This window comes from Enterobacter sp. SA197, assembly GCF_054131575.1.
This window is the reverse complement of sequence record NZ_CP096393.1, coordinates 2,286,123-2,303,653: the sequence shown is the minus strand read 5'-3', so window position 1 is coordinate 2,303,653 and position 17,531 is coordinate 2,286,123. Positions and strand designations below refer to the sequence as shown.

At 52.3% G+C, this 17,531-nt stretch carries 25 protein-coding genes and 1 tRNA gene; all 26 read right to left on the bottom strand.

What is annotated here, in order from left to right; translation table 11 throughout:
• Positions 1-31: 31 nt before the first annotated feature.
• The 26 genes from M1D91_RS10815 to M1D91_RS10690 all read right to left on the bottom strand — a co-directional run bounded on the left by M1D91_RS10815 (position 32) and on the right by M1D91_RS10690 (position 17,422).
• Positions 32-445, bottom strand: coding sequence for a hypothetical protein (locus M1D91_RS10815; protein WP_437431977.1), 414 nt, complete (start codon positions 443-445; stop codon positions 32-34).
• On the bottom strand, positions 445-1,176 hold the full coding sequence (locus M1D91_RS10810) for a hypothetical protein (RefSeq protein WP_437431976.1): 732 nt from the start codon (positions 1,174-1,176) through the stop codon (positions 445-447). Before M1D91_RS10810 ends, M1D91_RS10815 begins: the two co-directional genes overlap by 1 nt.
• A 315-nt stretch (positions 1,177-1,491) precedes the next feature.
• Positions 1,492-2,169: a DUF6246 family protein gene (locus M1D91_RS10805; RefSeq protein WP_437431975.1), complete on the bottom strand. Its 678-nt coding sequence runs from the start codon at positions 2,167-2,169 to the stop codon at positions 1,492-1,494.
• Between the two features lie 60 nt (positions 2,170-2,229).
• Positions 2,230-2,973 carry an Ig-like domain-containing protein gene (locus M1D91_RS10800; RefSeq protein WP_437431974.1) on the bottom strand — a complete coding sequence of 248 codons (744 nt, stop codon included), beginning with the start codon at positions 2,971-2,973 and terminating at the stop codon, positions 2,230-2,232.
• Between the two features lie 64 nt (positions 2,974-3,037).
• A complete protein-coding gene (locus tag M1D91_RS10795) occupies positions 3,038-3,421 on the bottom strand; it encodes a phage tail termination protein (protein ID WP_437431973.1) in 384 nt (127 codons plus the stop codon).
• Positions 3,418-3,882: an HK97 gp10 family phage protein gene (locus tag M1D91_RS10790; protein ID WP_437431972.1), complete on the bottom strand. Its 465-nt coding sequence runs from the start codon at positions 3,880-3,882 to the stop codon at positions 3,418-3,420. The genes M1D91_RS10795 and M1D91_RS10790 overlap by 4 nt, the downstream gene beginning before the upstream one ends.
• Before the next feature lie 2 nt (positions 3,883-3,884).
• Positions 3,885-4,235 (bottom strand): hypothetical protein, encoded by a 351-nt coding sequence (locus M1D91_RS10785; RefSeq protein WP_437431971.1) that lies wholly within the window; start codon positions 4,233-4,235, stop codon positions 3,885-3,887.
• A gap of 172 nt (positions 4,236-4,407) precedes the next feature.
• Positions 4,408-4,788 carry a DUF7370 family protein gene (locus M1D91_RS10780; RefSeq protein ID WP_437431970.1) on the bottom strand — a complete coding sequence of 127 codons (381 nt, stop codon included), beginning with the start codon at positions 4,786-4,788 and terminating at the stop codon, positions 4,408-4,410.
• A gap of 2 nt (positions 4,789-4,790) precedes the next feature.
• A complete protein-coding gene (locus M1D91_RS10775) occupies positions 4,791-5,156 on the bottom strand; it encodes a hypothetical protein (RefSeq protein WP_437431969.1) in 366 nt (121 codons plus the stop codon).
• A gap of 10 nt (positions 5,157-5,166) precedes the next feature.
• On the bottom strand, positions 5,167-6,252 hold the full coding sequence (locus tag M1D91_RS10770; RefSeq protein WP_437431968.1) for a major capsid protein: 1,086 nt from the start codon (positions 6,250-6,252) through the stop codon (positions 5,167-5,169).
• 11 nt (positions 6,253-6,263) lie between these two features.
• The gene (locus tag M1D91_RS10765; RefSeq protein WP_117386162.1) at positions 6,264-6,695 is read right to left on the bottom strand and encodes a hypothetical protein; all 432 of its coding nucleotides are present in this window, start codon (positions 6,693-6,695) and stop codon (positions 6,264-6,266) included.
• A 3-nt stretch (positions 6,696-6,698) separates the two neighbouring features.
• The gene (locus tag M1D91_RS10760; protein ID WP_437431967.1) at positions 6,699-8,105 is read right to left on the bottom strand and encodes a DUF2213 domain-containing protein; all 1,407 of its coding nucleotides are present in this window, start codon (positions 8,103-8,105) and stop codon (positions 6,699-6,701) included.
• A gap of 58 nt (positions 8,106-8,163) precedes the next feature.
• The gene (locus tag M1D91_RS10755) at positions 8,164-8,451 is read right to left on the bottom strand and encodes a hypothetical protein (RefSeq protein WP_147320649.1); all 288 of its coding nucleotides are present in this window, start codon (positions 8,449-8,451) and stop codon (positions 8,164-8,166) included.
• A 33-nt stretch (positions 8,452-8,484) separates the two neighbouring features.
• Positions 8,485-9,465, bottom strand: a complete 981-nt coding sequence (locus M1D91_RS10750; protein WP_437431966.1) for a phage minor head protein — start codon at positions 9,463-9,465, stop codon at positions 8,485-8,487.
• On the bottom strand, positions 9,413-10,864 hold the full coding sequence (locus M1D91_RS10745; protein WP_437431965.1) for a DUF1073 domain-containing protein: 1,452 nt from the start codon (positions 10,862-10,864) through the stop codon (positions 9,413-9,415). The genes M1D91_RS10750 and M1D91_RS10745 overlap by 53 nt, the downstream gene beginning before the upstream one ends.
• Positions 10,865-10,875: 11 nt before the next feature.
• Positions 10,876-12,351, bottom strand: a complete 1,476-nt coding sequence (locus tag M1D91_RS10740) for a terminase (protein WP_437431964.1) — start codon at positions 12,349-12,351, stop codon at positions 10,876-10,878.
• A 9-nt stretch (positions 12,352-12,360) separates the two neighbouring features.
• Positions 12,361-12,810: a DUF2280 domain-containing protein gene (locus tag M1D91_RS10735; protein ID WP_437431963.1), complete on the bottom strand. Its 450-nt coding sequence runs from the start codon at positions 12,808-12,810 to the stop codon at positions 12,361-12,363.
• A gap of 33 nt (positions 12,811-12,843) precedes the next feature.
• Positions 12,844-13,476, bottom strand: a complete 633-nt coding sequence (locus tag M1D91_RS10730) for a putative metallopeptidase (protein WP_437431962.1) — start codon at positions 13,474-13,476, stop codon at positions 12,844-12,846.
• A gap of 91 nt (positions 13,477-13,567) precedes the next feature.
• A complete protein-coding gene (locus M1D91_RS10725) occupies positions 13,568-13,894 on the bottom strand; it encodes a hypothetical protein (RefSeq protein ID WP_437431961.1) in 327 nt (108 codons plus the stop codon).
• Between the two features lie 147 nt (positions 13,895-14,041).
• The gene (locus M1D91_RS10720; RefSeq protein ID WP_437431960.1) at positions 14,042-14,215 is read right to left on the bottom strand and encodes a GnsA/GnsB family addiction module toxin; all 174 of its coding nucleotides are present in this window, start codon (positions 14,213-14,215) and stop codon (positions 14,042-14,044) included.
• A gap of 319 nt (positions 14,216-14,534) precedes the next feature.
• A complete protein-coding gene (locus tag M1D91_RS10715; RefSeq protein WP_437431959.1) occupies positions 14,535-15,005 on the bottom strand; it encodes a lysis protein in 471 nt (156 codons plus the stop codon).
• A complete protein-coding gene (locus tag M1D91_RS10710) occupies positions 15,002-15,442 on the bottom strand; it encodes a lysozyme (protein WP_437431958.1) in 441 nt (146 codons plus the stop codon). Before M1D91_RS10710 ends, M1D91_RS10715 begins: the two co-directional genes overlap by 4 nt.
• Before the next feature lie 3 nt (positions 15,443-15,445).
• A complete protein-coding gene (locus M1D91_RS10705; protein ID WP_437431957.1) occupies positions 15,446-15,721 on the bottom strand; it encodes a phage holin family protein in 276 nt (91 codons plus the stop codon).
• Entirely contained in the window at positions 15,718-16,116 is a 399-nt protein-coding gene (locus M1D91_RS10700) for a putative holin (protein ID WP_437431956.1), read from the bottom strand. Before M1D91_RS10700 ends, M1D91_RS10705 begins: the two co-directional genes overlap by 4 nt.
• Positions 16,117-16,274: 158 nt before the next feature.
• A tRNA-Arg gene (locus M1D91_RS10695) sits at positions 16,275-16,350 on the bottom strand.
• Between the two features lie 382 nt (positions 16,351-16,732).
• Positions 16,733-17,422, bottom strand: coding sequence for a bacteriophage antitermination protein Q (locus M1D91_RS10690; RefSeq protein ID WP_437431955.1), 690 nt, complete (start codon positions 17,420-17,422; stop codon positions 16,733-16,735).
• Between the last annotated feature and the right edge of the window lie 109 nt (positions 17,423-17,531).

The window sequence follows — 17,531 nt, the reverse complement described above, 5'->3', positions numbered from 1 at the left end:
CAATAAGCAGAAAACCCGCCAAATGGCGGGCCTATTTATTCTGTTCCATTAACTCGGAAACCAAGCGGTTTACTTCCTCTGCTTCCGATATACTCATAATAGCAGTGATCCTTTGCATTTTTTGATCTAGTTTGTAATCTGCAGCAACTCTATGGAAATGATATGTTTTTAATTTTAGACCCAATTTTTTAAGGGTTATCGGATCCAGTTGATATTTTTCCGCAGCCTCTCCATCACACAAATAGGAAAAAAGCCTTGCATGAACGCCACCAGAGATTTTTTCACCATCCTTGTTATGGCTTGGGACATCGCCATGAACAACACGAAGGGCCGAATGATACATGGAATAATAAGCCCTGCTGACAGCATTCCTTGTCCACAGCTCACCATCTTTGTCAGTAGAGGATTTTGCGATTTCTATAAAACAGGAGAAATCAACTGCCATTACTCACCGCCCGGTTCGAAAAAACCAACGCAATTACTGATTTCTAACCCTTCTTCGACCATCTTATCGATCAACTCATTATTGAGTGTTATAAGATAAGCGGGATCACTGGTTTGCAGAGTAATACTAAATGAGATAATTCCATCATCAGTGGAATCTATACGGCTCACATCAGAAGGGATCTTGTGCTTTTCAGCAACATACATTGCTGCACGTGCAACATTGATAACGTCCCTCGCCTCATCACCATAGCCAAGGAGGTTTTCATAAACTGAGATCGCATTTGCAGCAGAATCAGTTAGTTTCAAATTCATAGATTTAGCCATATGAACCGCCTTGCTAAGTAAGTCAAGGTCCGCCCAAAAAGCACCAACAACCAAAGCCTCTTTAGTTATATCAGGTTCACATACATCTATAGCTCGCTTTAGCACCTCGATTTGCTTGCTATAAATTGCTTTGTTGCCTAAGGCGCGAGAAAAATTCCCCCACGAAACAACATCCAAAGGGGCTAGTGCCAAAGCTCTGTCCAGAAGTTCGTAACCTTGCTCAAGTTCATCGCACACAATCATTGCAAGCCCCTCGATCGAAAGCCCCTGATAACGCTCAGGCAACTTACGGGCCTCTTTGATGATTCGATGGACTTCAAATTCGCTGAGCAAGTTCTTACCTTGGATTAAAGACTCACTAAGCAAGTCAATGAGCTCACCGGATTTTGGTTGCAGAACCTTCATTATTCCCTTACTAACTGTTTTTGGTGACAAAAAAGCAAAGCCATTGGCTTTGCAAGTGATTCGTTCTAGTTTTTATGTTCAAAAGTGTATTACCTTAAGGGTAATCCTTCAACTCTTGGTTGAATTCAGAGCCACCATAAAGTCACTAAAAAGCGCCCTAAAACACCTAAAACAGGCGTGTACCAGGATGCACCTTAAATGAACGCCTTTTGTAGAGCTTCTGAGTTCGTTTTAGGCGGTATTAAATCTATCTTCATTTTGTGCTCTTTGAGATTGGGATCGCATATAGACTTTTTCGACACCAAAAAGCCCACCTCAGTGGGCTTTTTGCTCTTTTGACATTCGCCTAGCTTTCCGCGCCAAATAGTCATCGGCCACCGCGTCGTACTCTTCCCGAGTGAAGCCTTTTTGGTCAGGGTATTTGGCAGCCAGCATCATCTGAAACTCTGTCATTGTCAGCGCCGCCGCCTCATCCCGATTCATGCCGAAGTGGCTCCGCGCCGCGCTGATGTAGTCGAAGGCCTTAAACTCGTTCGTCGTTTCGCCTGACTCATGGCGCTGCAGGCGGCGAACACTGGCCTTACCTACGATGCCATGCTGCATCAGGTGCTGTGCCAGTACTATAATGTCGTTTCTCGGCATCTGCCCGGGCCGGTAAACAACGTACCGTCTCCAACCCTTCCACTCACCTATCATCGGGGTGAGATCATCATCACAGCAGGCCTGCATGATATGCATACTCAGCGACAGCAGCCGTTCGGCGATGCGATTCATCGAAGGCGATAGCCAATCTGGGAAACGGCCAAGAGTGTCAGTACAGAGCTTGATGCCGGCGGCGACATCGCTACCGTGCACGGTGGCATAAGCCTGAACAATCTCCGCAGGATTGCCGATCCGCGTCATAGCCATCAAGGAAGGCCGCAGCAGGTAGTCTTTTCCTCCGTCACGGCCATCACTCACAGAGAACTCACCGATATCTATTAGTGCATTCATTTTCTTTCCCGGGTAACGAGCATTATCAAGGGCAGCCGAAGCCACCCTTTGGAATGTCCATTAGGTAACGGTAACCGTATGCACGGCCACAAAGTTGCCGTCTTCGGTGTTGATGATGATCTGCGCGCTGCCGGTGGCGACGCGGTTCACCGTGACGGTGGTACCGGAGGCGCTGGCAGTGGCTTTAGTTGGATCGGTTGATGCGACGGTGAAATCTTTGTTCGTCGCGCCGGTTGGAGCGATATTCACCGTGAAGGTGCTGGTGCCGCCTGCCGCGCCTGTGCTGGTAGCTGGGGTCACCGTTACTCCAGTCACAGCCACTGCCGTCACTTCGTTAACTTCGATGGTACTGGCATCGCCGACTTTGAACTCGGTGGAGAACGTGACGATGTCGTTGGTGCCGCCGTCAGAACTCAGCGCGTTGATGTTCATGTAGCCGATGAATTCAACCGGGCCGTAGTCCATGCGCACCCAGATGCCAGGCTGGCGCTTAGCTTTCAGTTCGTCAGCGAAATACTTGATGAACTTGCCAACACCGTACTGATCGAGCTTATCTTTCTTGCGCACTTCGCCTTCAAAGCTAAGGGTGAAGTCACTATTGGTGATGATGGTTTCGACATAGCCGCCGCCGTCATCCGCATCAGAAGTGACCGAGTTCGGATTGAAGTCGAAGCCCTTCGACGTACCAGCCGCCAGCGCCTTCCACTCAGATTCAAGCGGTTTGACATCCGGGCAGCCATCAGCGACTTCCAGCACGACCGCACCGCCGAAAAGGCGCTCGTTCGAGTTAGGGCAGTTAGCCATTTGAAACTCCTCTTTGACGTATAAAAAAGAAAACCCGCCGGAGCGGGTTATTTGGTTGGTATGGCTATTCGCCGTAAGTGCAGGCGAACTGGAGTCGAAAGACTATTCGCCCTTCTTCAGTAAGCACCGGCGCGGGAATGGCGCCCATGTTCTGAATGTAACCGACACACTCGTCAGCCATTGGGTTAATCTGGACGTAATCGACGATACGCTGCACGGCATTCAGCGCGTCTTTGCGCTTGTCCTTCGCGCCGACGACGTCAACCAAGACGTGGTATTCCGACCCGAGATCGGTACGGATGTTTGACCCGCCGTTTGGCCTGAATACCATGATCGCCTTCGACAGGTCGCCCGGGTCGTCGTACATCAGCTGCTGCACCGTGAAACCGGTGGTTAGCCCGGCTTCGCCGAACATGTTACGCACCCGTTCGTGCATCAGGGGTGTCATAGCGAAAGCTCCTTGCGCATCACTGCATCTATGGCATCGCGCTCTTCATTAGCGCCTTTGGTCAGGAATTGCGGCTCTCCATGAGGATCCCAGTAGTTGCCCGTTCCGGTCCCACCGCCGAACTCTTTCGGTTTCTGCGGGCCGAATTCAGACCGGTTACTGGTCACGCCGAAGTGCGCACGTGGCTGGCCTTTCAGCTTGCCGGATGCCTCATGGACATACGCCGCGTAGTTTGCCGAATAGCCGACGCGCCCGGTAATAACCACGCCTCCTGCATCGATTTCCCTGAACTGGCTGTTAACCAGCGTAGAGGTATCGATCGGGGTGTAATAGGCCGCCCGGGTGCCGATAAGCATCATCGCCGACTGGATGGCGCGGACAGCCTTCCGGCCCTGAACGTCGTTGATGATGTCGTTCAGGTGTTTTTTCGCCTGGGCAATGCCCTTCACTTTGATGCCCATGGTTAAACCCCCGTCAGTATCGCGAAATCGTCCGCCACTCGCTCAAATGTGTCGGCGTAGCGGATAACCTGCCGCACCTCATCAGCGCCAGCAGCAACCGGATCGGCGTCGGTAGATTCACCAATCAGGAGGTAGTCACCGGCGTCGGCCAGTGCGTACTCAGTCCAGACGGTATTCTTCACGACGATTTCAGCGCCCAGGCTGGCAAGGCGTTTCGACAACCCCCCGTGGTAATCGCACATGATGACTTGCGGCGCTGCGTAGCCCATTGGATCGCCGTATTCATCTTTACCTGCCAGCTTGCGCCAGATAGTGGCCTTCGCCGTGTAACTCCAGTTCGCTGCCGATGACATCAGCCCTCCCTCCAGCGCAGTAACTTCGCGCCAGTCGCCCGGATGCGCGGGCAGTTGATGAACCACTCGCCGTCCGATTTGACATAGCCGGTAGTTTGCCGCCCGGTGTCGGTCATCACCCATACCCTAGCGAATGAGCGCGGCATTGCCTGTTTAACGGATTTCCATTCCATCAGCAGCCACCAACCACATCAAAGAAGCCCACGCTGTTTCCGGCACTGATTGGCAACTCACCAGTGCATCCGCTGATATCGAGTCTGGACAACGTATTTCGAAGCCACGTTACGCCATCATCTCCGTATTCAAACGACCGCGAAGCACCAGATGGCGAACTTTGCGATTTTATACGGCGCGCACCGGATGATGTTGCCATCAGAGCCGCTGCGTAAATCAGAATGAGCTGCGCGGTGCAGTCGTCATATCCTGCACCTTCAAGGCAAGGGATAATCTTGTTCACCACGCAGAGGATCGGAGTAAGCAAAGCGTCAGGGATGGCATACCCCAATTCGGAGAGGAAGCCTTTCACGTCGTCAGCCGTAACTGGGGTCGCCATTGTTATTTCACCTTCTTCTTCAGTTCTTCCAGCGCGGCTTCGGCATCATCCGCGCGTTTCTTTTCTGCTGCCAGCGCGTCGGCGTGTGCCTTGTCTTTTGCTTCACCGTCGGCGATTAGCTTTTGGTTCTGCTCCAGCGCGTCGGCGAGTTGCTTTTGCAGGCCAGACAAATCACCTGACGGTGCTGACGGCGTTGCCATCTCAAACACCAACTTTTCGCCCTTCTTCTTGTCAGTGTCCTTTGCTTTGCCAGACGCTTTCCAGCGCGCTGCTGTTGCATCGTCCACTTCCACGACCGCACCAACCTCCAGTTTGCGGAGGTTGGCACCGGCGAAGACGTTACCTGCTGTGATTTCTACCAGTGCCATTCTTTTCTCCTTAGCTGTTCGCGAAGAGCACGCCATGTTTGAGGTTGATATCCTGCTTGACCATCAGGCCCATAGCGCCCCAGGTGCGCCAGATGTAGTCGCTGTTGTAGAACTGACGTGGGTCAGCAACAGTTCCCACGGCCTGACCAGTTATCGGAGCGATAACACCGGCAGTCAGCGGAACCACCAAAATCTGGTTGCCGGTGAGTTCGGCGTCTTCTTTCACTGCGGCAATGCCGGACAGCTTCAGGATTTCCTGCAGGATGGTGCCGGACTGGTAATTGTCGCTGAAATAGCGCTCCCAGTTGGACATGATCTCGCTGGATACGTACCAGGTCTGCGGAGCGTACTGATTATTGGTGATCTTCATGGTGTCACGCAGGGCGATCGCACCGTTTCGGTTCTGTTCTGCGGTTGTAGTGCGGCTGGAGAAGTCGATGTTCAGGCCAGCTGCGCCCAAATCAACCTGACCGACGCGCTCATCGTTCTTCAGGCCTTTCCATGTTTTGCCGTCGAAAGTAACAAAGTTTCCTTCTGAGTCGCGGAAACCGTTGAACATGTATTCCACGATTTTACGGCGCACATCATCAACAGAACCGCGCTGCGCATCAGCCAGGGATGCCAGAGCAGAGCCTTTGTTGAAGATCGGATCACGCCAGTGGAACTTAAATCCGCTGTCGTGCACCGGAACCATGGTGCCGTCAAAGCTGTAAGCGCGGGCATCCAGCGCCGCGCCAATCTGGCCGGACATGGAAGTGTGCGCCCAGCCACGACCGCCGGTACGCGCATATTCATACACGGACTCTTCCAGGCGGACAGAGCGTGACAGTGGCATCAGGTCGTTGAAGAGGGTGAACTCGGTGTTCGGTTCGAACTGTGCCAGAACTGTCTGGTCGTACGCGCGGTACATGCGGCGGATATCGTCGACAGCGTTCACCGCGTCCAGATGTCCGTTTTCACCGAAGCGAGCACGGGCAATGAAGTCAGCGACAGACTGCGAGCTCATGTTGCGCGCCATCTCCAGCTCGCGGAACTGCGCCTGGTTGACTTCGAGGTTACCGGTGCGTTCACCGATAGAGCGAGAAAATACAAGCATTCAGATGCTCCTTACTTGATAACGACGCGCAGCAGATCGCCTGCAGCAACGGTGTACGCCGTGTCTTCTTCGACATATGCGCGGATGGACTCGCCAGAAGCGTGGGCTTTCACCTGGCCGTTTGCGATGGATAACGGCTGGCCTTTTTTGTACGTGCCGGCAGCGGCTCGCACGTTCAGAAACATGCCCTGCATCGGGTGGATGGCGACTACCAGCTCGTTGATGGGGATTGAATCATCAACCGTCTGGCAGCGCAGATAATCGAAATCAGCGACATACAGGATCGCTTCTTCGTTACCATCCACGGAGGCAGTGAATTTTCCTGCTGAGAAGAAGCCAACGGTGCCCGGCTTGGTGGCCGCTGCCGCCGCACCTTCACGGTTAAGCAGCGGGTTAGGGAATACGCCACCGGCGTGGATTACGTGTTTTCCGTCTTTAGCCATTTTTTACTCCGGCATTTCGCTGACTGATTGGGTGTTAGTTGCCTGGTGGCGGAATGCACCATTCAGGCCGGTTGAGGTCTGGCATTGCGCGAACAACTCTTTCAGCGGTTCGCCGTCGAGGGCATTGACTGCCAAATCGGTCATGCCGAACTTGGCTTTCACCGCGGTGCGCATGCTTGCCTTCTCAGTCTCTGCGCCTGCGCTGAACTGGCTGTTGAGCGCTGCCACCTGATCGGAGAGAGTTTTCGCCCAGACTGGCATCTCTTCGCTGTTGGTGGTTTGCTCTTTTTTCTTCGGCTTGCCGGTTGCCGGGTCGATTTCTTCGTCGCCGTTTTTCTTGGCGGCGGCTTCGTCGGCCTTCATCTGGTTGTAAGCGTCCATCAGCTCGGCGTCGGACTTGCCTTCGGTCGGCTTACCAGCGGCTTGCAGCGCATTGATAATCAGTTGTTTCATCGGATCGTTCTCTCCGTTGGTTTTAATCTCGTACTCAGTTGGTTTGCGCACGACTTCTACAGGTTCGCCGACGAGCGATACTGCCCCGTCAGAGATGAGGTACTTCTGTTTGAATAGATTCCGGCCAGATGTGGTCTTCTTCTCTTCTTCGAAAATCAGATAGTCCGGGTAAATGCTGACGACACAGCGCCAAGAATCAGGAGTGTTTGCGCGAATTGCTTCACGCAGCGATGCGGCGATCTCGTCGAAGGACATCCCGCCGTCATTAGCGACAAAGAACTTTATTTTGTTCAGCCATCCGTCTTTACGGTTGTCGCTAACAATCGCGTCCTGAAGGTTGCAGACCTCAATTTCAGTCTCATCACCTTCGGCATTAACGAAGATGCCCACGCCCTCCTCCGGCGTACCGGCGCCGGGCTCATCAAGCAGCACCGCGACATGGTCAAACATCATGTTGGTGGCGATTTCGTTGTATTTCTTTCCCTTCGATTCGCCATTGGCGGCTATGCGGGAATACAGCAGACCGGTTGAGATGTGTATCGGGTCGGAGTTGGTACCGACTGCCATCTCATCCAGGCGGTTGATGAGGCGCTGGCCCTTATCGCTGGATTCGGCGTACTGGCGATTAACGTACATGTCGCCCGTCACCTTCCCGTCTTTGTGGCTGACGTTCTGCAGCCAGGCCCCGACGTGGTACTCGTTCACCGCCTGAACATCGCGCGCTGAAACATGCTTGCCATCCACCTTCGGGTGCCCCAGAGGCATCGGGTTACGTTCGAGCGTGTTGTAGGCCTTTTCGATTTCTGCTGCCGGGTACAACTTCCGATTCATCACGATATCGTCCACGACAGGCGTGATGCCGCGAACCACGATATGTGGCTTGCCGTTGACGGTTTCAGTGGTGATGTTTGAAGCGGAGTTGACGACGGTCAGCACGTTAACGCGGTTGCGTTTCATGCTGGGTCCTCATGGTGAATTTCAGGCAATAAAAAACCCGCAGAAGCGGGTTTATGGTTCAATCTTCTCTGTGACGTCTCGGTCTTTCATAGCAGCGCTCTCCCGTTGCATAGAAGAGCATTTCATTTGCTTGCAGGAAAGCTCTATGTTCAGCTTCTTCATGACGATCCAGCCTTAAGGCTCGAAAAATATCAGATGATAAATCTGTACTCTCTATTCTACCGTCCGTAGAACCTGATACCGTAACATCTGCTTTTGTTACGATAGTGCAAACAACCCGATAGGTTTTATACAGCGGATTTTCAAGCTCTTTATTCCATTCAAACTTAATACTTTTAATTTCCATTTTCTCGCCTTAACTATTGATGTGCGTAGTTAATTAAGCGAGCCACTTTTTTCTTTCTTTTGCAAGCTTATCCGCCAACCCTTCGTTGAATATGCTGCCGTCGTCATTGAGCAGTACCGGAATCTGGCTGCAGTAGCAGTTATACCGGTTGCCGTTTTCGGCGTAGAAATCACGCACCTCTTCCGTGATGTAGACCCTGCCGTGCCGACTGGCGTGCCAGCTCCGCGTCGTAGGCTTAAGTGCAGACAGCCACATCAGCCCGGTATTCAGCCCGAGACGGTCAGCGGCCCAGTCTGTTTCATTCCACTGCGCCTGGCGCAGCGCGCCGACCTGCTCAGTCTGAGCGATGTTCTTTGCTTTCGACATCGACACATCGAGACGCTTGCTGATGACGCTGGCCGTCTCACGAGGGTTAACGCCACGACCTATTGAGTCTGCGATGACGTTCGCCAGATCCACACGCGCTGCATCGCTGACACCCTTCCAGTCGCTGTATGTACTGATGTAGGCGCTGGCTATCTGGTTCTGGTAGGCCGGGCTGGATAGCAGTTGCTGCAATGTGGTCTGGCTGGCGTAGGCCTGAGACTGCACTGACAGGTTGGTGAAAGCGTTGCGCGTACCTCGCTCATATTCTGCTGAAACATAATCCAGCGCCCAGAGGTTCTGACTGCCACCGTCGAGTAAAGCGTCATCCAGGATGGTCTGGACAATCTGGAGCAGGTCAGCAAGTTGCGCAGCCGACATGTCGTAGATATAGCGGCCAGCGTTAATCTGATACAGCGAAGGCTCTGCACCCTCGTTGTTGCACATCAGCCAGGACTGCTCGCCGTTAGTTTCGCGAAACTGCCCGGACAGGCGCTGGTCAAACAGCGCTTTCAGACGACGCTTTATCGTCAGATAGCGCTCATCGATGTCACGAAACATTCGCCCTACCTGCCGCGCTGACTGCGTGGGGTCCGCTTTATTGCGCGGTACGATTGGCGTCCCGATTCGGGTCTGCACTGTCATCATCATCTGTCAGCGGATCCTTACCGGGTGGTTTTGCGTTAGGGTCTGGCGTTTCTGGCTCCTTCCGTGGCTCCAGTTCTCCGACGGCGCGCACCTCGTTCTCATCGACAGCCGGAGTGCCAAAGGCTTGCTGGGTCTTCGTCGCCACGTCAGCCATCACCGCCATGTTGGCCAGCTTTTCTTTCTCGCTCGGGGCCAGTAAATCTGACCAGACCAATGACACCTCACCGGACGCGGGAGGTTCAATAATGCCGACCATCCAGAATCGCTCAATTACGCGGGTAATAACGTCTGACTGGAAGCCCCAGCGGCGACCGTTACAACGATTCGCCCAGGCCGTTTTATCCTCTTCAGAGGCGAGATTGCCTGTCTGTTTGCCAAACATAATGTTGAACGGACATTGAATTGTTGAGGAGAACGAGTTTGCCGAAACTGTCCAGCTCGGCGTTGGGTCGGCGGCGGCGACAGAGAGTACCGAGGTTTTTCCTCCTTGGGTAACCAGTGCTGCATCGGTACCGCTATTGAGTTTCGACACCTTGTCATTCATTGCGTCACTGAGTTTGTCATAACCGGCTTCTTTCGCCTGCTTGATCAGTGAATCAATACTTACCTTTTCATCAAACTCAGTCACAACCGTACGGCTCGCGTTTTTCAGGAAGCCCTCGGCGCTGCCGCCCTTCGTTTTCTCGATGTCCAGGAGGTCGTTATAGCCAGCCTCCAGTAGCGGAATTCCGGAGAGGATGTTGTCATCCTCAGAACCTTCACAAAGCAGAATGATGCGATCAGGGTGTACCTGCACCGAGCGCGGGCTCTTGTAGGTTCCCTCATCACCGACAGGTTGCTCATTAAACTGATAGCTTACAGGCTGCCCGTAAGTTTCAGACCAGGTATCGATATCCAGGTTGCCTGGCAGGATCTGAGGCTCCCACGCTGGTATGAGTTTCACCAGTGCTTTGCTGCCGAGTTTTTTCACTACATCGACATCAATTGGCTCGCTCCAGTCCCGGCTGTCACGCACCTGAATCAATAACGCAGAATAACGGCCCACCATATTGCGGCGATCGGCATCCTTGATTTTCGCCCAATGCTTTTTCATCAGCTTAGTAACGGCTTTTTCCCACGCCGTCGTGGCTGTTGACTCCCTGTCCTCGTCGCCATCAATGATGGTGGGCAGATCAACCCAACAAGCGTCGAGCAGCTTGTGTACCGCCGAAAACCCCGTAGAGCCGCGACGATACTGGCGATAGAAATTATCGAAAGTAAGCTTATCGGGGTAACCAAACTCGTCCCAAAGCTTAGTGCGCTTCACATTGCCATTACGCCCTGCATAAAGCATGCGCTGGCGCCCTATAGCATCAGCAAGGGCATTAACGAGGAATTTTTCCCCGGTGCTTAATTCACTCACTGATGAGCTCCTTAGAAGAATACTGCGCCGACCTGCTTGCGGTTGTTCTTCGCAACAGCGAAGTAGCGGAAGCCGTCTGCACCGTGAGAGGTAAAATCGTGGAGAGGTTTATCTTTCCAGCAGCCTCGCTTGTCATCCCATTCTTTGCGATACCCCTCAAGGTGGGAAATGCCCTCAGCACACTTCTCTTCATCGAATACGCAGGCCGGGAGGATTTCACGTACCGATTCAATGCCAGTATCAACGCCTGTTTTTGGCACGACATTAAACGTCATTGAGTACATCTGGCCGTCAATCTCATAGCCTTCTTGCGCCAGCTCTTTGCGTGACTTCGCGTCTGCGCCGAATTCGCGGTTTTCTATATCGTGTGGGCCCCAGTGCTCGCCGTACTCATAGCCGCGGTCTTTCAGCACCTTCATGTAGTGCCGCAGGCCCTCTCCTGAATTTTCGTAGTAGTCGATAACGTGGAATTCGGTACCAACCTCACGAACAAACCAGATCGCCGTGGAGTCGCCCACGCCGATATCCCAGAAGGTATGAACCGGGAGGTGGGAGTTATCAGGCAGAGTGCCGATGCGCTTGTTGGTGTAGAGCCAGCGGAATTGTTTGGCGTAATACGCGCCCTCAACCGACTGCTGGAATGCCTCAGCTGGTATGGTCGGGTATTCCCGCTTCATATCGTCGCCGAGCGTTTTCTCTTTGGCGTAATACCAGGCGCGCTGGCGCTCGTTGACGACAACGCCGTGCTTAGCCTCCATTTCGGCGAAGTAATCAACCAGGCGCTGCGGCAGAGGCTCTACCGGGTCGATGGCGTACTGCGGATTCTTCCACCAGGAGAAGAAGAAAAACTTCCAGTCCAGATTGGATAATTCTTTCCCCTGCAACAGCGCTTTCTCAGCGTCCTGGCAGTAGTCGTAGAAATATCCCGCGCGGCCTTCAGCCGTACTTTCCAGAGTAATAACGCCGCCGAGTGGAACGGCTTCAAAAGCGCCGGTAACAATCTCCTTCGCCTTCTCCGGGTACTTTGCGCATATCTTCCCGAACTCTGACACATGAAGGCTGTATAGCGTCCCGCCACGAAATGACGTTGAAACCGTTACGCTCCCCCCTTTTGAGAACACGTATTCACTCGTGGTCTCTTTGACCAGGGGGTTTGCCAGTTTTATGTCATCGGTCATTCGCTGATAGGCGAATTGAGTCTTGTTGCGGAACAACCTTTCAGCGTCAGGAAGCGAGTGGGCGATCAGTGCGCATTCTTTTTTGTGGAAGATAGCCAGATCCAGCTGAATGATGCAGACCTCAGTTGTGAAGCCAAGCTGGCGAGCCTTCAAAATGACGTTGCGGTCATGCATCCCATCGAAATACTCCAGTTGTTCGGGAGTCATTTTGAATGTTACGCATTTGCCGTTCTTGTCTTTAATTTTGTAGAGGTTGTTGAGGCGCCAGAACCTGTTTTTCAGGAGCGTTCTCTGCTTTTCTGTTAACACAGTGACTCCTTACAGGTCTTCATCTCCTATCTCATCCATGACCGAAGCCACTGAGCTAACTGCTACCCCACCAGAGTGCTCAACCTTTTGTTTGTTCGTGTATGCGTCCCCGACCTCTTTTGCGGCCTGCTCCATCAGAGAAGCGGCCAGCGCCATGTTTTTCATTCCCTCAGCTCTGGTCATCATCCGGTCAAGCGCACGGAGACGATAAGCCTTGTTGGCGATCGGAATGTCGCTTAATTCGGTCTGGAATCGCTTACGGGTTCCGTTGAATAGCGCAACCCATTTCTGCGCAAGCCCCTTGCCGTTTGCTTTCGTCGGGTCATGAGATTCGACCTGCTGGCGTGTGATGCTCAGGCCAAATTCTTTTTTGACCGACTCAACCACCTGAGAGGGGGTATCGAAGCAGGCAAGAGACTGAACGATGAAGGCTTTGACCTCACCTTTCAGTGCCGCCATAAATCACCTGCCTGTCATAATCAGTCATAAAATTCACGCCAGTTTCAGCATGCACGTTCCGCATGCCCTGGCGATATTGAGGTGAGAGACTTCCGCTGGAGCATTTGCCGCATCAACCAACTCCTGCACTTCCACACTGGCACCGTAACGCCTTACGACACCTACGAACTCTTCGACATCGTGACCTCGCAAAGTAAGCACTGGATGCCCGGTCTCTTTGTTGAACTTAGGTGCGCCAAAATCATCGGTGGCCTGGGCAACGTGGTAAAGCTCGTGCTCCACCAGCGCGCAAAATTCGAGGTCGCTACATTGGGAGCAGTAATCGGCAGCAAGCGTGATGATGAACTTCGGGATGCGCCCGAACCATTCATACATCTGCTGTTCCATTCGGGCCTTTTGCCATCCACCAGCGCGCAGCATTACCTGTTCGGCCTGACCGAGAACGTAGCGCCCTTTCTTCGCGAATGAGCCTGATGCCCACATAAACGCTATATCAGCGTCTGCGAGGTGGAAGTGGTCAGGATTATGCAGATGCCCAGCATCGGCAATGATTTGCTCCTGCACCCATTCGTAAACACCTTCAGCGGGTATCAGGCGGGTGTGGGGGGCGAACTCTTCAACGAATGTAGTTGTTGGCAGTGGTCGGCGTTCGGCTTCATTCCCCATGGTTATCTTCCTATGGTTAAGCCATTAAAAAGGCCACTTGAAAGTGGCCTTTGTGATGACAATGAAGAACTACAGGGAGGTAATTCAACAATTAAATAAGATCACTAAGAAATTTTAAGCTGCCACTGATAGTTAAATCGGGTCTGCTCAAGACACTACCGTTGAAAACAGCGCCTTCACCTACTTCCTCAAACTGAAGCGCAAGATCTACACTGTCGACACCATTAAAAACAGTGGTGTCGTTAGGATTGTGGCGCACCACTTGAAGAGTTACGCCACTAGACTTGATTAATCCGCGGTAAAAGCATACGTAATCACCACCATTTATATGATTATCACGAATTGAAACTATCCCGTCACATTGTCCGTTGGGATTAACATTGCTGTCAAAAACCACCTTGTAAATGCCATCTTTCATTTTTGCATCCTTAGTAATTTTTCCGTACGGGGGAAAAATTATACGATTCTTAAATGAGAGCAGCAAAACATTACTCATTATCGCAGGCACTCAGTGAATGCCTGCTGTAATGCCAAGAAAAAATGTGCCTAAGCAGCTCTTTTCACTTTATATAAGCTTTATTTTTACTGCATATCCTTCAAGACCAGACATGGTTTCATTCGGTATAAACTCAATCTCAGAAACCTCTTTGCCAGTTTTTTTGCGGATCTCTGCAATTTTTTTACTAATAAAAGCAGAAATTTCTTCCTCAACTTTACGCTCCAGCTCTTCTTGTTTCATACATACTCCTTGTTCATACCCAAGCTTATAAAAATCATAGGTTATTTTTTCATAAGGCGCAGGAATCACCATCCCGGATATTTCTTAAAGAAGCCTTTTAACTGCATACTAAATCCCGCTCTTGCATATGGCTTTCTTCCACGCTTACGCTTGTTAAATACTCTTTTTCAGCCAGACTCAGTGCGAGTCATAAGGAAAGAGCGCCTCACCAGGGCTGATCTCAGGGATGAGAATTCACTCCTCAACTCTGCTCTGGCGGAACGCTTGTATCCCATTAGAAGTTGTCTGCAATATTGCCCTCCCACGAGAGGGCTTTTTTTTATTTCAGACACTGCTCACGCACATACGCTTGCAGACCTGTCAGTTGTTTGGTGACCGTTTCGATTCGCTCTCTGAGGGTGAAATAATCCCGTTCAGCGGCGTCAGTAAGTCGGGCGGTGTTGCCATCATCCACGCTGGTGGTGCTGGCCGTTCCGTTCGTGGGACATTTTGCGTTGACTCGCAGCCCACACTTGCCAGAGCTAACGCAACGCTGCAGATCATCAAGCTGCTTTTTGGCATCTCCTAAATCCTTCGTGTATTTCTCATCCAGTGCGGCAACGTCACGCTGGCGCACCTTCATATCGTTAATGGTGTCGTACGCCAGCAGCAGGTCGCCCTTCGCTTTATCGCGCTGCTCTTTATAGGCAATGGCGTTATCACGGTAGTGATTCACAAAGAACACCAGCAAGCCGATTAGCGCCAATACCGCCAGTTGCAACCAGTAACGCTTAACAAGCGCGGCAATCACGACAGGAACAGAGCACGCTCTGCCTCGCGCCGACGTGTAAGCCCATTCAGGACTTTTCCGCCAGCTTTATTCCAGCGCAGGAACTCATCAGCGGTACCAGCATAATCACGGGCGTTGAGTTTACGCAGCAGGGTTGATGTAGACAGCGACCGGGTGCCGAGGTTATACGTGAACGACACCAAAGCATCGAACTGCCCCTGAGTCACACTGACTTTAACCAGGCGTGACACGTCGTTTTCGTAACTGATCAGCCCAGCCTTCAATAGGCGCTCCGCCGCTTCCTGATTAATCCTCATCCCGGCACGAATCGGGTTTCCGTCGACAGGCTGAGTCCAGCCATAGCCGATCGTCCACACTCCGACGCTATCCTGGTAAGCAGTAAGCTTGCAGCCTTCGAATTGCTTGATCAGGGCAATACCTTTCTCGCTGGTTTGCATGGACTACTCCGTTATAACGACCTTTGCCAGGTTCCCGCGCGCCAGCCACACCGCCATGCAGATGACGGAGTTAAGTAGCAGATCACCGAGATTAACCTGTACGTAGTGGCCGAGAAGAATACTGAAGGCATTAAAGCCGGCGGCCAGGATGACCAGATATGCCAGAACGGCCACCAGCAGGCGGTGGCGTTTACCTTCTTTGCGAAAAAACATCAGCCTGAACATGATGAGCAGGCACACGATGGCGTTTGCGTCCATCAGGAACAGTTGCCATGTCATTTGTCTTCCTCCCCCAGCCCTGGCATGTTCCCCGTTTTTGATTTGCGGAGAATGCGCAGCAGGACTGCCACGGATATGGAAGCAGTAACGATTGCCCCTACGGCAGGAGAGACTTCGATAGATGCCGGGGGCGTCATCAGGCTGAGAGGGGTGTTGATAATCCCTGCCATGATTTTTGCCATCGGCACCGAGAAGAACACGCCGCTGATAAATGAAATCAGCGCAAATATCGCCTGCTTCCAGAGTTGATGAGGGTCTGAGGTCAGCACGTATAATGCTGTACCGGCAAGCGACCCGAGCATCACCGCAGGCGTGGCTTCCGGGAATAGCGTGGCGAACGTTACACCGACCGCAGCCGATGTAATGCCGCTGACAACAGTGAGTGGCTCAGACATAAGCATTCCGTGTGTAGAAGAAAAAGGCCTCGAGCTGCATTAACGACAAAACTCTGATTGAAGTTTCCCGAGGCCTGAAATAAAAACCCGCTCATGGCGGGAAGATGTGAGCACTGCAATGTCGGCCATGGGGTTGCCGAAAATACCCTGGCTGGGTATGGTCTGCCTGGCTGGATTTGAACCAGCGACCAACCACTTAGAAGGCGGCTGCTCTGTCCGCTGAGCTACAGGCAAATAAAAACCCCGGCATATAGCCAGGGATCTGAATTCTTCGCCACTAACCGTAGTGGCCACGCTCATGCCCTTGAGGTGCTGTCGCATCATCGCCGCTGATAACCGGTGCGCGGCTGGCCGTCGCGCTGCTTTACCGGAGCTTGTTTTGATATCAGAACCTTAACCCGTCACTACACAGGCTCGCCCAGTGGCTACTCAGGGCAGCATCATGACTACTGCATTGCCTTTCGGCTGCGGTCAATCCGTATTATTTGCACATAATCACACCCTCCAGAAACGACAAAGCCCCGCAATATGCGAGGCCTTTTAATCGTGAATCTTATCTTCCTGCCGCCGATTACAATTCAGGCAGCATATCAAAGTAGACTCAAATATGGCTTGTTTAGTTCGGTTTTGCAATACTTACATGTAAATTTGATGCCTTTTGATGTGAACGTGATCGGCAAACTGAAATTAGCGATTGCTTATCCAACGCGAAGAATATTCTAGCCATAGCCAGCCAATGAGGTTTATACGTCTCCGTCCATGTTGAATCAGCCACCCCCATCAAAGATGCAAGTTCAGCAAACTGATAACTCTCACGCCGGGCCAGTTGCTCTTTAACGTCCTGGGCAGCCAGCCAGATGAGGGCCTTCAGCTTTTCTTTGGTCTTCCCCGCTATGCGTCGCTCTTTTATCGTTTCGCTGAACAACTGCCAGCCATATTGCACAATCGCAGCCTGAAGGCGAAAATCAATATCATGAAGGTAATTCCACTTCACCCAGGCGCTTTCGGTATCTTCCAGTTTCGCGATGGCGCGGCGCCAGCTTGCCGTTGAAAACTCTACCGGGATGACCTGAGGGATAGAAGTTCCTTTGGCATGTGACTGCTTACCGGGCACTGGTGGGTTTCTAAGCATGATTTTCTTGCCAGATACCTCATCTAAAACATACTGGCGCTTTCGCGGGTACCGTTCGTGCGTGAACTGGAGCTGTTCCACCAGTGCAATAAGCTGTCCCTTTGTGCGGCCGCTAAAGTCGGCAGTGGCCAGCGCGATTTCTTCGCGGACATATTGCAGATATTGTTCGTTCATGCGGCGGCCCCTGTAGTTTGCTGCGATGGTTGTTTAACTGGTTCTTTGGTGTGGCGCGCAATCGCCTTGAGACATGCACGCGCAACGCTTTCGGCCTGGTACCGGTTGA

Excerpts from the sequence above, each read along its gene's own strand:
- M1D91_RS10775 (WP_437431969.1), bottom strand. The coding sequence starts at position 5,156 with ATGGCACTGGTAGAAATCACAGCAGGTAACGTCTTCGCCGGTGCCAAC.
- M1D91_RS10810 (WP_437431976.1), bottom strand. The coding sequence starts at position 1,176 with ATGAAGGTTCTGCAACCAAAATCCGGTGAGCTCATTGACTTGCTTAGT.
- M1D91_RS10755 (WP_147320649.1), bottom strand. The coding sequence starts at position 8,451 with ATGGAAATTAAAAGTATTAAGTTTGAATGGAATAAAGAGCTTGAAAAT.
- M1D91_RS10760 (WP_437431967.1), bottom strand. The coding sequence starts at position 8,105 with ATGAAACGCAACCGCGTTAACGTGCTGACCGTCGTCAACTCCGCTTCA.
- M1D91_RS10705 (WP_437431957.1), bottom strand. The coding sequence starts at position 15,721 with ATGACATGGCAACTGTTCCTGATGGACGCAAACGCCATCGTGTGCCTG.
- M1D91_RS10815 (WP_437431977.1), bottom strand. The coding sequence starts at position 445 with ATGGCAGTTGATTTCTCCTGTTTTATAGAAATCGCAAAATCCTCTACT.
- M1D91_RS10720 (WP_437431960.1), bottom strand. The coding sequence starts at position 14,215 with ATGAAACAAGAAGAGCTGGAGCGTAAAGTTGAGGAAGAAATTTCTGCT.
- M1D91_RS10795 (WP_437431973.1), bottom strand. The coding sequence starts at position 3,421 with ATGACACCCCTGATGCACGAACGGGTGCGTAACATGTTCGGCGAAGCC.
- M1D91_RS10750 (WP_437431966.1), bottom strand. The coding sequence starts at position 9,465 with ATGATGATGACAGTGCAGACCCGAATCGGGACGCCAATCGTACCGCGC.
- M1D91_RS10790 (WP_437431972.1), bottom strand. The coding sequence starts at position 3,882 with ATGGGCATCAAAGTGAAGGGCATTGCCCAGGCGAAAAAACACCTGAAC.
- M1D91_RS10710 (WP_437431958.1), bottom strand. The coding sequence starts at position 15,442 with ATGCAAACCAGCGAGAAAGGTATTGCCCTGATCAAGCAATTCGAAGGC.
- M1D91_RS10765 (WP_117386162.1), bottom strand. The coding sequence starts at position 6,695 with ATGGCTAAAGACGGAAAACACGTAATCCACGCCGGTGGCGTATTCCCT.
- M1D91_RS10725 (WP_437431961.1), bottom strand. The coding sequence starts at position 13,894 with ATGAAAGATGGCATTTACAAGGTGGTTTTTGACAGCAATGTTAATCCC.
- M1D91_RS10770 (WP_437431968.1), bottom strand. The coding sequence starts at position 6,252 with ATGCTTGTATTTTCTCGCTCTATCGGTGAACGCACCGGTAACCTCGAA.
- M1D91_RS10805 (WP_437431975.1), bottom strand. The coding sequence starts at position 2,169 with ATGAATGCACTAATAGATATCGGTGAGTTCTCTGTGAGTGATGGCCGT.
- M1D91_RS10785 (WP_437431971.1), bottom strand. The coding sequence starts at position 4,235 with ATGTCATCGGCAGCGAACTGGAGTTACACGGCGAAGGCCACTATCTGG.
- M1D91_RS10735 (WP_437431963.1), bottom strand. The coding sequence starts at position 12,810 with ATGGCGGCACTGAAAGGTGAGGTCAAAGCCTTCATCGTTCAGTCTCTT.
- M1D91_RS10780 (WP_437431970.1), bottom strand. The coding sequence starts at position 4,788 with ATGGCGACCCCAGTTACGGCTGACGACGTGAAAGGCTTCCTCTCCGAA.
- M1D91_RS10700 (WP_437431956.1), bottom strand. The coding sequence starts at position 16,116 with ATGTCTGAGCCACTCACTGTTGTCAGCGGCATTACATCGGCTGCGGTC.
- M1D91_RS10690 (WP_437431955.1), bottom strand. The coding sequence starts at position 17,422 with ATGAACGAACAATATCTGCAATATGTCCGCGAAGAAATCGCGCTGGCC.
- M1D91_RS10800 (WP_437431974.1), bottom strand. The coding sequence starts at position 2,973 with ATGGCTAACTGCCCTAACTCGAACGAGCGCCTTTTCGGCGGTGCGGTC.
- M1D91_RS10730 (WP_437431962.1), bottom strand. The coding sequence starts at position 13,476 with ATGGGGAATGAAGCCGAACGCCGACCACTGCCAACAACTACATTCGTT.